The sequence below is a fragment of the Pontibacter sp. LHS2 genome, from assembly GCF_058932845.1.
On record NZ_JBZYWG010000001.1, the window covers coordinates 357,983 to 372,578 of the forward strand.

The 14,596-nt window shown below is 49.5% G+C and carries 11 protein-coding genes; 1 reads left to right on the forward strand and 10 read right to left on the reverse strand.

Annotated elements, in window-relative coordinates; all coding sequences use genetic code 11:
- Positions 1 to 92 precede the first annotated feature (92 nt).
- Positions 93 to 1,013: a chain length determinant protein gene (locus AC5FX6_RS01505; protein ID WP_493595257.1), complete on the forward strand. Its 921-nt coding sequence runs from the start codon at positions 93 to 95 to the stop codon at positions 1,011 to 1,013.
- A 93-nt stretch (positions 1,014 to 1,106) separates the two neighbouring features.
- Here AC5FX6_RS01505 and AC5FX6_RS01510 read toward each other — a convergent pair whose 3' ends face one another.
- From AC5FX6_RS01510 to AC5FX6_RS01555, 10 genes are all read right to left on the reverse strand, one after another.
- A complete protein-coding gene (locus AC5FX6_RS01510; RefSeq protein WP_493595258.1) occupies positions 1,107 to 2,657 on the reverse strand; it encodes a carbon-nitrogen hydrolase family protein in 1,551 nt (516 codons plus the stop codon).
- Positions 2,658 to 2,812: 155 nt separating this feature from the next.
- Positions 2,813 to 3,469: a CoA transferase subunit B gene (locus AC5FX6_RS01515; protein WP_493595259.1), complete on the reverse strand. Its 657-nt coding sequence runs from the start codon at positions 3,467 to 3,469 to the stop codon at positions 2,813 to 2,815.
- Positions 3,470 to 3,480: 11 nt separating this feature from the next.
- Positions 3,481 to 4,179, reverse strand: a complete 699-nt coding sequence (locus AC5FX6_RS01520) for a CoA transferase subunit A (RefSeq protein WP_493595260.1) — start codon at positions 4,177 to 4,179, stop codon at positions 3,481 to 3,483.
- Between the two features lie 159 nt (positions 4,180 to 4,338).
- Positions 4,339 to 6,222 (reverse strand): DUF389 domain-containing protein, encoded by a 1,884-nt coding sequence (locus AC5FX6_RS01525; protein ID WP_493595261.1) that lies wholly within the window; start codon positions 6,220 to 6,222, stop codon positions 4,339 to 4,341.
- A gap of 129 nt (positions 6,223 to 6,351) precedes the next feature.
- Positions 6,352 to 7,284, reverse strand: a complete 933-nt coding sequence (locus AC5FX6_RS01530; protein WP_493595262.1) for a bifunctional riboflavin kinase/FAD synthetase — start codon at positions 7,282 to 7,284, stop codon at positions 6,352 to 6,354.
- The gene (truB, locus tag AC5FX6_RS01535; protein ID WP_493595263.1) at positions 7,268 to 7,963 is read right to left on the reverse strand and encodes a tRNA pseudouridine(55) synthase TruB; all 696 of its coding nucleotides are present in this window, start codon (positions 7,961 to 7,963) and stop codon (positions 7,268 to 7,270) included. Before truB ends, AC5FX6_RS01530 begins: the two co-directional genes overlap by 17 nt.
- Before the next feature lies 1 nt (position 7,964).
- Positions 7,965 to 8,798, reverse strand: a complete 834-nt coding sequence (locus tag AC5FX6_RS01540; RefSeq protein WP_493595264.1) for an undecaprenyl-diphosphate phosphatase — start codon at positions 8,796 to 8,798, stop codon at positions 7,965 to 7,967.
- Positions 8,799 to 8,802: 4 nt separating this feature from the next.
- The gene (locus AC5FX6_RS01545) at positions 8,803 to 9,030 is read right to left on the reverse strand and encodes a DUF3098 domain-containing protein (protein ID WP_493595265.1); all 228 of its coding nucleotides are present in this window, start codon (positions 9,028 to 9,030) and stop codon (positions 8,803 to 8,805) included.
- 1 nt (position 9,031) lies between these two features.
- Positions 9,032 to 9,931 (reverse strand): cell division protein FtsX, encoded by a 900-nt coding sequence (locus tag AC5FX6_RS01550; protein ID WP_493595266.1) that lies wholly within the window; start codon positions 9,929 to 9,931, stop codon positions 9,032 to 9,034.
- Between the two features lie 92 nt (positions 9,932 to 10,023).
- Positions 10,024 to 14,538 carry a translocation/assembly module TamB domain-containing protein gene (locus AC5FX6_RS01555; protein ID WP_493595267.1) on the reverse strand — a complete coding sequence of 1,505 codons (4,515 nt, stop codon included), beginning with the start codon at positions 14,536 to 14,538 and terminating at the stop codon, positions 10,024 to 10,026.
- Positions 14,539 to 14,596 lie beyond the last annotated feature (58 nt).

The following is a 14,596-nucleotide window of genomic DNA, read 5'->3' on the forward strand; positions in this document are numbered from 1 at the left end:
TTGTGTTCTCTTAAGTTTGGCAAATTATATTGGTTGAATAAATGTTATATATACTTTTTATTTATGGCTTATATTTGTGAAAGTTTGTCAACATGTATAATAAAGTAGAAAAAGAAAATAGCATGCAACCTGCTAATAATAAAAGTGATGAGATTGACTTAAATTTGATCTTTAGTAAGATTGGTAATCTTTTTAATACAATAGCTTCTAAGTTTGAGTATACAGTTCAGGTAGTTAGAAAAAAGTTTCTATTCATTACGCTTTGGGTATTGGTCGGATTAATGTTGAGTTATGGAGCTTATTACATCACTAAGCCGTATTATACTTCCTCCATGACCCTGGTGCTTGCCAATATCCGAAATGAATTCATTGAAGATCAGTTGAACAAACTCTCAGAAATGATTAATGACGATAACTTTGAAGCTGTGGCAGATAGGATGGATATATCACCCGCTGCTGCAAAGGAGATCAAAGAAATGAAATTTATTAACCTGGATCAGGACAGAGTTGACGAAGACAGTGTGTTGACAGGTTCTCCTTTCCGTATTGAACTGACAATTTACGATCCTCAGCTTTTCGAAAATCTTGAGCCTGCGATAACGAATTACCTGGAAAACAACAGGTATTTTGCCCGTCAAAAGAGAATAAAGCAAAGACAGGTGGAAAATATGATCTCCAAGCTCAGGGGAGAGATATCATCTATTGATAGCATGAAAACCAATGTGAGTGAGCCAAGGGGGCCTGTCAATGGCTTTATCTATGGTCAGCCAATAGATCCTACTAATCTGTACCGGGAGAGCATATCAATGTACAAAGAGCAAGTCAATCTGGAAGCAGACCTAGAGAAGCTAGCCAACGTAGAGATTGTTACTGGATTTGTACCTAGACTGAAACCTACGGGGCCAAGATTAAGAAATTTCTTAGCTATAGGCGGTTTAATTGGCCTATTAATCGGAGTAATTGTTGCTTTAAATCTAGAATCAAAAGCGCGAAGAAGAGCAGGTATAGTTTAGCAATTGTTTGACCAGTTTATATAAAAAAGGAGCGGTTTGCCAATTTATTGGCAAACCGCTCCTTTTTTATGTCCAAGGCTTTATGCTCAAAGCTTACTCCTCCTGCCTCAACACCCAACTCAGGTTGTAGAGGTCCTTTCTTCGATCCTTAAGATTCCGTACGCTGCCGGCTGTATTCAGGTCCTTGAGCAGGTCCAGGTCCAGGTCGGCAATCAGGGTCATCTCTGTGTTCGGAGTTGCTTCGGCTACCACGGCATCGTGCGGGAAGGCGAAGTCGGAAGGGGAGAATACAGCAGATTGTGAATACTGGATGTCCATGTTCTCAACTTTCGGTAAGTTGCCCACGCTACCAGTGATGGCGACATAGCATTCATTCTCAATGGCACGAGCCTGGGCGCAGAGACGTACCCGCAGGTAGGCGTTCTTAGTGTCAGTCCAGAAAGGAACAAAGAGAATTTTCATGTCCATGTCAGACAGCATACGAGCCAGTTCCGGGAACTCCACATCATAGCAGATCAGGATGCCTATCTTGCCTATATCGGTGTCGAATATTTTGAGCTTGTGGCCACCGCGCATACCCCAATAATGCGATTCGTCGGGCGTCACATGCAGCTTATACTGCTTATCATATGTGCCGTCTCTTCGACAAAGGTAGCTTACGTTGTACAGCTTGTTGTCATAGTACTCTGGCATGCTGCCCGCAATGATGTTGATGTTGTAAGAGAGAGCCATGTGTATCATGCGCTCACGTATTTCATCTGTGTACTCGGCCATGCTACGGATGGCCTCAGACGGTGACTCCTCGTTTGTGAGGGCCATTAGGGGAGCATTGAAGAACTCCGGGAAAACCACCATGTCTGACTTATAAGAACTAACAGTGTCGACAAAGAACTCCACTTGCTGCATAAAGTCGTCCAGGTCTTTTACGGCACGCATCTGCCATTGCACAATGCCAATGCGCACGACAGTCTTCTTGCCACCCAGTAGCTTTTCCTTTTCTTCATAGTACACGTTGATCCATTCCAGTAGCGTAGCATAAGCCCTTGATTCAGTATCGTCTGGCAAATAGCCTTTGAGGATCTTACGCACGTGAAAGTCATTGCTGAGCTGGAAAGACAGCACTGGATCCGACAACTCTTTGTTACGCACCATTTCAATGTACTTGGCAGGGGTCAGCTTATCTGCATAGTCCTTGTAGCCAGGTATACGTCCGCCGGCGATGATACCGCGCAGGTTCAGGTTCTCGCAGATTTCCTTACGGGCGTCATACAGACGACGTCCAAGACGCAGATTGCGATGCTCCGGGTCTACGAACACATCGATACCGTAAAGTGTATCACCCTCCGGGTCGTGCGACTTGAAGGTGCCGTTGTCAATGATTTGGTCGTAGGTATGCTTGTCGCCATAGGCAGCGTAGTCCACAATGAGGCTGAGTGCCACGGCCACCACCTGACCTTTGTCTTCTATACAGATCTGACCTTCCGGGAATTTTTTGAGGAGGTTGGAGAACTCTTTACGGGTCCAGGCGCCGTCAATGTTAGAGTACACCTTATTCATGATCTCCTGTACTTCTTTGTAATCCTTGAGCTCCAGCTGGCGCAATAACAGCCGGTGTTCAGAGTTTGCTTCTATTTTTTCACTCATATATTAGTTTTGGGATTGCTTGCTACAGGTATACGTGAAGCAAGTATCGTTTTGATATGATATTTTATTTTAGAGCGTCAAAAAGCGCTTTCAGGCAAATTTAAAAAGAAAAAGCGCAGTGTAAAGCTGCGCTTCTGCTAAGGTTAGTATAGGTCTTAAAGCTGCACTTCGGGAATATCACCCTCCACAATCAATCGTCCTTCAGTTGCCTGTTGGATCTCTTCTACACTCACACCCGGAGCACGCTCCAGCAACCTGAAACCTTCTCCAGTTACTTCAAGCACGGCCAGGTCAGTTACGATCTTCTTGATGCACTTAACACCTGTAATAGGCAAGGTACATTCTTTCAGAAGTTTAGAGGAACCATCGCGAGCTGTGTGCTGCATCGCTACAATGATGTTTTTGGCAGAGGCCACCAGGTCCATGGCGCCGCCCATACCTTTCACCATCTTACCCGGAATCTTCCAGTTGGCAATGTCACCCTGTTCCGAAACCTCCATGGCACCCAGGATAGTCAGGTCCACGTGCTCCCCCCGGATCATACCGAAGCTCTCAGCCGAGCTGAAAATAGAGGAGCCCGGCAGAGTCGTGATCGTCTGCTTGCCAGCATTGATCATGTCGGCATCCACCTTGTCTTCGGTAGGGAAGGGGCCCATGCCCAGCAGTCCGTTTTCTGACTGTAGCACCACTTCTATACCTTCAGGTATATAATTGGCCACCAGTGTAGGTATACCGATGCCCAGGTTCACATACATTCCGCTTTTTACTTCTTTTGCGATTCTTTTCGCTATTTGGTTTTTGTCAAGTCCCATGTTGCTGTTGTTTAAGCAGTTCTCACTGTTCGTTGTTCAATGCGCTTCTCGTACTTCTCTCCTTCAAAAATGCGCTGCACGTAGATACCTGGCGTATGAATCATGTTCGGATCCAACTCACCGGCTGGTACCAGTTCTTCTACCTCCGCCACGGTGATCTTGCCGGCTGCTGCCATCATTGGATTAAAATTGCGGGCTGTGCCTTTGAAAATCAGGTTGCCGGCCGTGTCGCCTTTCCAGGCTTTCACAAACGAAAAGTCCGCCTTCAGCCATTCTTCCATCAGGTACATTTTGCCGTTGAACTCACGACTTTCCTTGCCTTCGCCCACTTCGGTGCCGTAGCCGGCAGGGGTGAAGAAGGCAGGTATACCTGCGCCACCTGCACGGATACGCTCTGCCAGCGTGCCTTGTGGAATCAATTCAACTTCCAGCTCACCACTCAGCAGTTGGCGCTCAAATTCGGCGTTCTCACCAACATAGCTGGAGATCATCTTTTTGACCTGGCGTTTCTGCAGGAGTAAGCCGATGCCAAAGTCATCCACACCGGCATTGTTCGAAATGCAGGTCAGATCTTTCACGCCCAGACGCAGGAGTTCCTGTATGGCGTTCTCTGGGATGCCACACAAACCGAAGCCACCCAACATCAGGGTCATGCCATCCTGCACACCCTGGAGGGCTTCCTGTGCATTCTTTACAGTTTTATTTATCATCGTTAGAAGGTATGCTTATGTGCCAATGCAGCAGGTATAGCCGTAACGGCAGCAATTGAACTTAGATTTTATCCGATAGAAAGTTAGATAGAAAAAAGGCCATATACAAAGTCAGCATCAGCGTTTTTAGGTGAAATCCACTCTTGGACAGGTGAGGAGTTATTTTTTCACCACGATCAATGCCTCTAACTGTGTGTCAACTCCTATTTCCTTGGATATGGCTGCTTTCACCCGATCCAGGTCTTCGTTATTGATCGGTTTCTCGGAAACAAGGGTCACACTCAACGTCATAGGATTGCCTCTGACAACTGAAACCTGCTTGACTGTGATATCGTCCACGGTGAAATTACTGAGTGATCGGATCACATTGTGGTCGCGAACCATGGTGAATGAACCGTAGCCCAGCGGCAAACTCACAATCACAACTACCAGCAGAGACACCAGTAATCCTTTCTTGGCCAGATGAAGCGGACTAAAGCCCAACAGCATAAATGTAAAAGAGCCTGCCAACACGATGCCAGCCAGGTTGGTCATGAGCAATAGGAGCGCCCCAAAAAATGCGTCCCAGTCAGCCCAGCCGAGGCCGATGCCTGATACTGCAAGCGGAGGAACCAATGCTACTGCAATGGCTACACCTGCCAGGGTCTTGGCCACTTCCTCACGGGCATGCGCATAAGCACCTGCTATACCTGACACGATGGCCACACCCAGGTCCAGGAGGTTAGGACGTATGCGGGCGGTGATCTCGTCGTTCATGGCCTGCAAAGGACTAAGCCAGGTAAGCAGGATGGCAGCGATATAACCGAGCATAAGACCATACCCAATTGTTTTCATACTCTTGAGTGTCAACTGCCGGTCCTGCCGCAGCACTCCCATAGAGAGTGATATGATCGGGGACATAAGGGGAGCCAGGATCATGGCACCGATGATCACAGGGGTAGAGTTGGCAAATAAGCCAAAGGTCGCCAGCATCGTAGACAGCACCATCAAAGTCAGATAAGCACTGGAGGGACGGGCATTTTCACGCAGCACCGTGAAGAGTCCCTTGAACTCGTGCGTAGAGGCATGGTATACCCATGGCAATGATTCCTGGACAAACTCGTTCAAGAAAGTCTCCCCTTGTGGCAGTGTACCCACTTTAAACTTCTCTTCAGCATCACTTTTAGTCTTGTCCAGTGCCAGGTAGCGGCCCGGAATGATTGTCAGCTTATCAGCGCTAACGCGAAGTTCTATCTCTTTCGAGCTCATCAGGCGGTTGTCCTGCGAGAAGTCCATGGCGATCTCGCTGCTGATCACCACAGATCGCGTTTTGATGTGCCCGACGAACGAAGGTATACGCTGACTACCATTCTGGCCGAAAGCGGATGATATGGAAAACCTAACCAGTTCCATGATGCTGCGCGGCGCTAGTATAAGCACATGCAGCCGCCCATCGTTGATAAAAGAGTCCTTCAGCAAAATGCGTGAAACCAGGGAGCTTTTGCCGTGCAGCACAGATATGATGCCCAAAGCCGCCGTTTTGATGGGGGGCTTATTGCCGGTGGTAATGGTAAAAGGCCGGGGTTTGAGCAACTCTGGATGGCGGAAGATACTCTTCACCTTGTCCATGCGCGATAGAATGGGATTGCGGGAGACATTGGCTGACAACAGGCTCAGGCTGTTGCCAATCACCACCGTGTTGAACACCGGTTTGTCGTTACAGATCAGCAGGTCGGCACTTATTCCTTTGTCTCTTTGCCGTATGTCGACAATCGCTTCCATCAGGTCATCTGAAACGCCATAGCCTTGGCGGGCTTCCTTCATGTCAGGGTGGGGCAGAAAACCAAGTGTCCATTTTTCCCGCAGGGCAACCGGCACTACCTCGGTCAGTTGCTCATCATTCAGGTAGGTGACCACGCAGCAAGCATGCGCAATGGCTAGCTGACTGACTTCATTGTGCTGAAAAGGCTGAATTTGAGAGATTTGATCCCCGAAAACAGGGATGATATATTCCTGGACTACACTTTCCTGCGCCGGGTCATAAAGAAGGGTAATGTGCTCCATCCAACGGTATACCTAAAAGCTTTCTAAATTCCGGGCCTATACCTGTAATTTTAAGGTATGAGGCTGGAAATCGTTTAGATTACTCTTTTATGGGATGGTTTGTTTAGCTGAAATGTGATTTGCTATACCTTACTGGGCCTGGAGTACACGCATCGCCGCTTCTTTGTCTTTGGCTAGCTGTGACTTAAGCGCTTCAAGGCCCTCAAATTTCTTTTCCTGGCGCAGCATTTCCACAAATTCAACCGTCAGGCTTTGTCCGTAGAGGTTGCCTTCAAAATTGATAAGGTGCACTTCCAGGGTAAGGTGAGTTCCCTCTACAGTTGGGCGTACGCCGATGTTCATCATGCCTGGAAGGAGCTGTTCCTGGTGCTTAACCCAAACGGCATACACGCCATGGCCCGGTATAAGCTTGTGCGGAGCAGGCAGCGCCAAATTAGCAGTAGGGAACCCAATGGTACGACCCAACTTATTTCCTTCCACAACAGGGGAGGTGAGGCTATAGGTATGGCCCAGGTAACGGTTGGCGGTGGGGATGTCGCCTGACTCGATGGCCTTGCGTATTTTGGTAGAGCTGACACCGATGTCATCTACATCCTGACGAGGTATTTCCTCTACCTCAAAACCATACTGGGCAGAGCGGGCTTTCAAATGCTCAAAACTACCCTCACGGTTCTTACCGAAACGATGATCGTAGCCGATGACAAGTACCTTGGTATGAATCGCCTTGACCAGTACATCCGATATGAAAGCACGTGAGCTGAGGCGGGAAAAGTCTTTTGTAAATGGGATGATCAGTAGGTAGTCAATACCGAAACTGCGCAATTGCTCAATCCGCTCCTCGATAGTAGCGAGCAGTTTGAGGTCATTGTCCTCAGGGAAGAGCACCAGACGCGGGTGGGGCCAGTAGGTGATGACCACACTCTGTCCGTTGGTTTGGCGGGCACGCTCCTTTACACGTTGCAGGATTTTCTGATGCCCTACATGCACGCCGTCAAACGTGCCGCTGGTCACCACAGGAAAACTTAGTTTCGGAAAATCAGCTATATCACGAATTACTTCCATCCGCTTCGAGTTGGGCTCTTCTGATCTGCTGTATGTCTTCTATGGTAAGGGCATTTTCCAACTTGTACTCCCCAATACGAGTGCGCACGAGGGCGGAAAGGTGCGCGCCTACCGCTAGCTTCTGTCCCAAGTCGTGGGCCAGGCTGCGGATGTAGGTGCCTTTGCTGCAAATCACCTTGAAAGAGATGACAGCTCCTTCGATATTCGTAATATCAAAGGCTTTAATGGTAACAGTGCGGGGTTTCATCTCAGCCTCCTTGCCTTTGCGTGCCAGGTCATAGGCACGCTTGCCGTCTATCATCACCGCCGAGTAAATAGGAGGTATCTGCTCGATGGTGCCTACAAAGCTGTTGGCAGCAGCCTGAATGTCTTCTGGTGTAAGGTGGCTGATGTCCTTGCTTTCGCTTACGGGTGTTTCCAGGTCGTAGGAGGGAGTGGTCTGTCCAAGCGTAATTTTGCCGGTATATTCTTTCTCCTGTGCCTGTATCTCGTCAATGCGCTTTGTGAATTTGCCAGTGCACAGGATCAGCAAACCCGAAGCCAGGGGATCAAGCGTGCCGGCATGACCGATTTTTTTCACACGAAGCGTATTGCGCACTTTCTTCACCACGTCAAACGAGGTCCAGGTAAGCGGTTTATTGAGCAGCAGGATCTCGCCTGCTTCAAAGTTGTAATTCATATTATACTCTTAAGTCGACGCCCATGGCCAGCAGCGCCAGCAAAGCTATACCTAGTGCAATGCGGTAATACCCAAACATCTTGAAGCCATACTTGGTCAGGAAGTTGATGAAGAACCTAATGGCGATCATGGCGACGATAAATGCGACTACGTTGCCAATAAGGAGCAGGCGCAGGTCATCGGCCGTAATCACGTCGAAGCTGTTTCTGATTTTTATGAGGTCAAAGGTAACGAGGTCCGATATCTCGAGCTTCAACAAGTCCTTTACCAATTTATAACCAGCCGCGGCCAGCATCGTGGGTACCGCCAGGAAAAAGGAAAACTCAGCGGCCGCTTTGCGGTTGATGCCCTGGGTAAGGCCGCCAATGATAGAAGCCGCAGAACGGGAAACGCCCGGAATCATGGCAATACACTGGAAGAAGCCGATAACAAGCGCATTCTTATAGGTAATCTTGTTTTCCTGGGCATGGGCAAACCATTTGTCCACGAAAAGCAGCACCACACCGCCAGCTACCAGCATCACAGCCGTGATAAACACACTGCCTAGCATCGCGTCGATTACGTCGTTGAGCAGGAAACCGATGACTGCCGCAGGTATAAAGGCAAAAATCAGCTTCTGGTAAAACTCAAAACTGTTGAGAAAGCGCTTCCAATAAAGCACCACCACCGACAGGATAGCCCCAAACTGAATGTTTACAGCAAATATTTTGGTGATCGGAAGCTCATTTATACCCATCAGGGCCGAAGCAATGATCATGTGACCTGTAGAAGATACAGGCAAAAATTCGGTAAGTCCTTCAACTATGGCTAATATGATAGCCTGCCATTCACTCATTTAGCTACTCCTGTGTGTTTTCGTGTGTTCTATCTTTCACCATGATCGCAAACAACTCGATCACAAAGCCGGCCATGACCACAATCGGGCCTAGGGTGATACCCAGAAAGCCCAGTCCATATTGTTCGTCATCGAGCGTCATGATGATAAAACCTACAGCCAGCACGGCAATGCCTACCAGCATCAGGATGTAGTTCTTTCTGCCAAAGGCAAGCTTGTTCTTGTTTTCCATATTAATATAGTTCGTCTAGTGAAAGGCGCAGGTACTTACGTACAGCGCGGTAAGAGCTCAGGAAACCGATCACGGCACCCAGTACGATCAAGGCGATCATCAGCATGTACATCTGCTCTTCGTCCTTAAGCAAACTCAGTTCTGTGATCTCACGGTAAGCATACTGCATCAGCGCAAAAAGCAGAACAGAAGCAACAATGCCGCTTATAATGCCTTGAAAAGCGGCGCGGTTGAGAAAAGGACGCTGAATAAAGAACGAGGTAGCTCCCACCAATTGCATACTCCGGATCAGGAATCGCTGTGAGTACAAGGCCAGTTTAATGGTGTTATTGATCAAAATAATCACCACCAGCACCAATATCCCTGCAAAGGCAATGAGCAGGATGCTGATTTTCTGAATGTTGCTGTTAATGGACTCGATCAGGCTCTCCACATATTGCACTTCATACACACCTTCTATACCTTCGATGTCGTTTTTTATACCTTTGAGCTGGGCTGAGCTAGAGCTTTCAGCGTTGATACGGAGCACATAGGTATCACGGAGAGGGTTGTCTCCCAGAAAGGCCATGAAGTCTTCGCCGGTCTCTTCCAGAAAGGCTTTGGCACCTTCTTCTTTTGAAAGAAACCGTACCTGGGCTGTATCACCTTTATATGCCACGTACTCTTTGGCGGATAATGTCTTCTGCAAACGGTCCAACTGTACCTGCGTTAGATTCCGGTCCAGGTATACCTGCATCTCAATGCTTTCTTTCACAATGTCGGATAGCTTGCCAGCATGAATCAGCAGCATGCCGAACAGGCCAATTACAAACAGAGCCAGGGAGATGGAGAACACCACCATGGCATGCGGGTAATTACCGAGCTTCTTCTTCTTGACTGTCTTAGGGGTAGTTGTTGCCATACGATACGCTTCCGTGCAAAAATAGAAATATTATTTAAATATGAGGTGCTTCCGGCCAGCTAATGCAAAAAGCCCGGCTGCTGTTCCGGGCTTTATAGATTCATGCGTGGGTCGGAGTCAAGGATAATGGGTGTTTCCCGCTGCTCGCGTCGGCGCTCGCGGCGTGCTTCCCGATCCCGGCCGAAGAGTTCCCGCAGATTGTCGAAGCGCTTTGTGTGCAGTAAGCTCAGTCGTTGCGTATTCGAAACCCGGGTACGATAGTTTTCCGGCAGGGTGTTATACTCCAGTCGGGCTCTCAACTCACCGCTTTGTGTGATGTAGTACTCAATGGACCAGTTACCCTGATAGGAGCTCCGGTTGGTACCTCCAGCCTGCTCCGACTGTGCAGCTGCGCCTATACCTGTCTGACTGCTTACCCGCAGTCGCCCCTGGAAGAAGGTGTAGCTCAGGCGCAGCTGTAAAGTAGAGAGCGCATCCTGACTCACATCGCCCAGACCAATATCTACTTCCAGGTTACTGTCTATGGAGTTAAGGAAGCCGCTGAGTTGCCCTGTGAGCAAGCTCCCTAAACTACCGCCCACCGCTGATACGCCTGCGTTGTCTAGCGAACCAAACATACCGATAGGGGCCAGGCGGCGAAGCACAAGTAAGCTAAACACCTGCCTGTTCAATTCATTTTCATCGTTGCGGATAGCTGCTATAATCGGGTCTAGCTGAAGCCGGGCGTTTGCGGGCATACTCTCAAAGTCCAGGCCCAGCTGAATTTCGGGTGTCAGTATAGGCCCTTTCAAATCAACAATCGCCGTTACAGGGTAGCGGCCCTGTGGAGCAGAAGTTATGTCACTCTGGCTTCGGTTGCTCATAATATCGGCCAAGGATGCGCTTTGGGTATAAGTAGCCCGGATGTCCATAATACCATCCAGCGGATCACCGTTCCAGGAGAGGGTGCCGCCTGGCGTTACCCTGAACTCGCGCGATACGACGCCTTCTAGCAGGTTGAGGTTATATGCACCGTTAGCAATCTCAAAGTTGCCATACATGTTAAACTCACCCCGGGTATCGATCGTCATCTGTATCTGACCGCTGCCTGAACCGCGAATTACGTCACCTGTCTGCCGGTCGATGATGATCTCGAAATAAGCGTCATCCGTAATGTCGAGGTCAAAGTTCATGTTAATGCCTGAAAGATCGACCTTTTGCTCTTCCACGGCCACAGCTACACCGGTTGAGTCGCTTACGTTGCGGTTTACGAAGCGAATAAAGTCTTTGCGTGCCAGGTCGGTCTGATTGTCAAGCGGCACTACAATACGGGTATTCGCGTCGCTTCGGGCATTCACGTCTATTTTGAGGTTATCCACCGGACCGAGTACACTGGCCGTACCGGTGCCGAAGGCGGTTCCATAGTACAGTTCGTTCTGCTCGTAGGTCGTGTTCAGGATCATCAGGTTCCGGAAGCGGGCGTTCAGGTCGAGCACCATGTTCTGGAATCCATCATGCGCGATGCCACCCGTCACATACCCCACGTTGCCATAAAGGTCACGCAGTTGGGCATTACGGAAGCTGATGCTGTTGGCCCCGAAGTACACCCGATCAGAGAATCGGTAGGTGGTGCCGAGGTAGTCGAACCGGAACTGGCCGCCGGTCACCATCACTGACCCCGTCAGGATAGGTGCCGAGAGTTTGCCGAGTACCCGTATGCGTCCATCCATGGTACCTTCCAACTCCGACATGATGGGTTTCAGGATAGGCTCCACAATCTTAAGCTGGGTTTCGTCCAGCACGGCCAGCATATCCAGCTGCTCTTCTTCAGCGCGGGGGTAGTAATTGCCCGTCAGTGTCAGAACCTTTTTATTATTACGGTCGATGTCCACATCGACCACCATCTGCTGCTGGGCGTTGTTCCAGTCGCCTTTGCCATGAATGTTGCCGATCAGCACATTGTCGAGGTAGAAGGAGTCAACACGCATGCCGGCGTTCAATATGGCGTTGTTATAAATATCCTGTGCCCTTAGCTCAGCATTCAGGGTACCTCTGATCTGCTCTGGCATGAGTGGGTTAAGGTTGCGGAGGTCAAAGTTCTTGATGCTGGCCACCAGCGTACTGCCAGGGTCCTGGCCAACCGCACCGTCTACCCGGATGATCTGGTCCTGGTTTGAAAGGATCAACTCTTCAAAATCAAAACGTTTGCCGCTTTCGCTGATATACACCATACTGCCAGGCTGGAATGCCCATGGTGTTTCGCGGAGCGTGATGTTGGACCGGCCAAATACAACCTGCAGACGGTCCTGGAGGAAGTTGATATCGCCCACCACTGTTGCCTGGTTGTTATAGGCTGGCTGCAGCAGGTTGGTATAAAAGCCGATCGTGCGCTCACTCCAGATGGCCTCCAGCAAGAGACGTTCTGTTTCTCCCACCGAAGGCAGTATCTGCTTGTCAGAGGTGAACTGGGCACTGGCAAGCACATCCGGACTGCTTTGCAACTTAGAAGTACTAATTTCCAAATCGTTGTTGTAGAGCGTGACGTCGTCGTACAGGATCGTGTCTATCCGGGCATAAGAGGTCAGGATGACCGTGTTGCCATGCCGGAACGTGCCTTCCATTTTAGAAAAGTCAGAAATGGTGAGTTCCGGCACGAATAACTGGATAAGCGGATTAACCCGCCGCAGGTATAGGTCATAGTCTAGACTGTACTCGGGCTGGGTAGAAGGACGCTTCCGGCTATAATAAGCGGCCGTGGCAGCATCGTTACTCTCAAAGTTCAGTTCATACTCCTGCACCAGTTGCTTCAGGTCGTCAATCAACACCGAGTAGTCAAAGTCACCGCTCACCCGCAGGGCTAGTGGCGTAGAGCGAAGCGTCAGACTGCGGATGCCCTCTCCGATGCGGGACTGTACACGAATCGTATCCAGTGCAATGCGTTGGCCTTCGTAGATTACGGCGGCACTGTCAAAAAAAGCGGTACCCTCAAAGTCATCGAGGCGCAAGCCGCGGAAGTTAAGGTCGGCGTTGGCCTGCACGGTAACAGCTTTGTCCGTAATGCGAAGTGCCTGAAGGTCGGCTTTCTCCAGGTCGGCACGCAGGTTAAAGGCTTGGTTCTGCCTGTCCAAACTGACTTCCCCATTGGCCGTAAACACCAGGTTTGGATCAGCGATCGCAAATTGTCCCTCAAATTGTTGTCGGCTCAGGGTACCATCAGTGCGGATGTTACGGTAGTTGTAATCCAGCACGTGCAGCTGGGCAATATCTGCGTGAATTTCTAGACGGGCATCCTCCAGCGTAAAACCGGATCCCACCACACTGCCATCCATTGTGATCGTTTTGATCACCTCAGTATTATCAATGAGGCGACCTATGTTGAAATTCTGTGTTTTAAGGCGACCGCGGTAAGAAGAGGAGTTCGTGCCTCTGTTGATCTTCATGTTGATGTCAGACTGTACACTGCCCAGTGCAGTGACAAAGCTGCCGTTGGCTACAAAGTCATTGTAGAATCCAAGAAAACGACCGTCAATTTTTACGGTCCCCAGTCTGGAGGCAATGGTATAGGCTTCTGCCGGAAGAAACTGCCTGATATCTTCGGCATTCAATGTGGATGGTCGCAGGCGGATGTTGGCAAAGGTCTCGTCCCAGTTCGGTAAGCCGTCTACGTTCATCGTTCCCACAATGTGGGTGTTCTGCCCATACTTGATGTCCAGGTTAGTCGCAATGAACTCAGCCACGCGGCCCTCTACTTCGGCAGAGGCGATGTAAGCATTCTCATCGTACTCTTTGAGAGGCGGAGCAAACAGGGCAATATCGCGGGAATATACCTGTGAGTCTTTGATCCGGCCGGTAACGGTCACACTATCCATAAAGTCAGAGAAGTTGCCGAATCGGTTATAGTCAAAGCGGATGTATTCCTGCAGATTGCTTTCGTTCACCTGTAGGTCGAGCTCGTCCCACTCCCAGAATGTGGAGGCATAGGTCATCAACACATCAAGGTTATGCAGCCGTATACCTGATGGACGTTCGTGAGCAGTCAGGTCTGTTACTCGCACCATGAGCGTGTCGCCGGGGGCAAACTCAGTAAAGCGTGCCGAGATGCTGTCGATGGCCAGGTGAAAGTAATCGATACCGTAATCGGTACGGGGGCGGTTGAAATCGTCGTAGGTGAAAGCTCCGTTCTTGATGATGAGTTCATCAATTGAAAACTCGAAAGGCTGGGAAGCTTTAGTCGTGTCTTTGGTGATCAGGTCGCTGAGGGCAGTGATAAAGGTAGAGAGGTTGAGGGAGTCGGTGCCTTCGTACTGTACCAGATTGGCCCGTGGCTCCTGCAGCTCCAGTGTGGCTATACCCAGGGTGTTTGGCCTAAAGATAGAGAACAGACTGATGTCGGCCTCAGCCCGACCTACATAGAAGAGCTCCTCCCCCCGGTAGTCGAGCACTTTCACCTGCTCCAGGATCACATTGCTGAAGAACTCAATGTCGACCCTGCCGATGGTGACCTCGTGATCAATGGTGCGGGAGATATACTCGGCCGCTTTCTGGGCAACCTTGGTTTGCACACCCGGGTAGCGAATAGCCACAAAAACAACCGTAAATACCACCAAAAGCAACAGGATTAAGGCCAAAACTATTTTTAGAATGGCTTTTCCTATAACTTTGAAGTAATTTATGGACTGTTCTTTT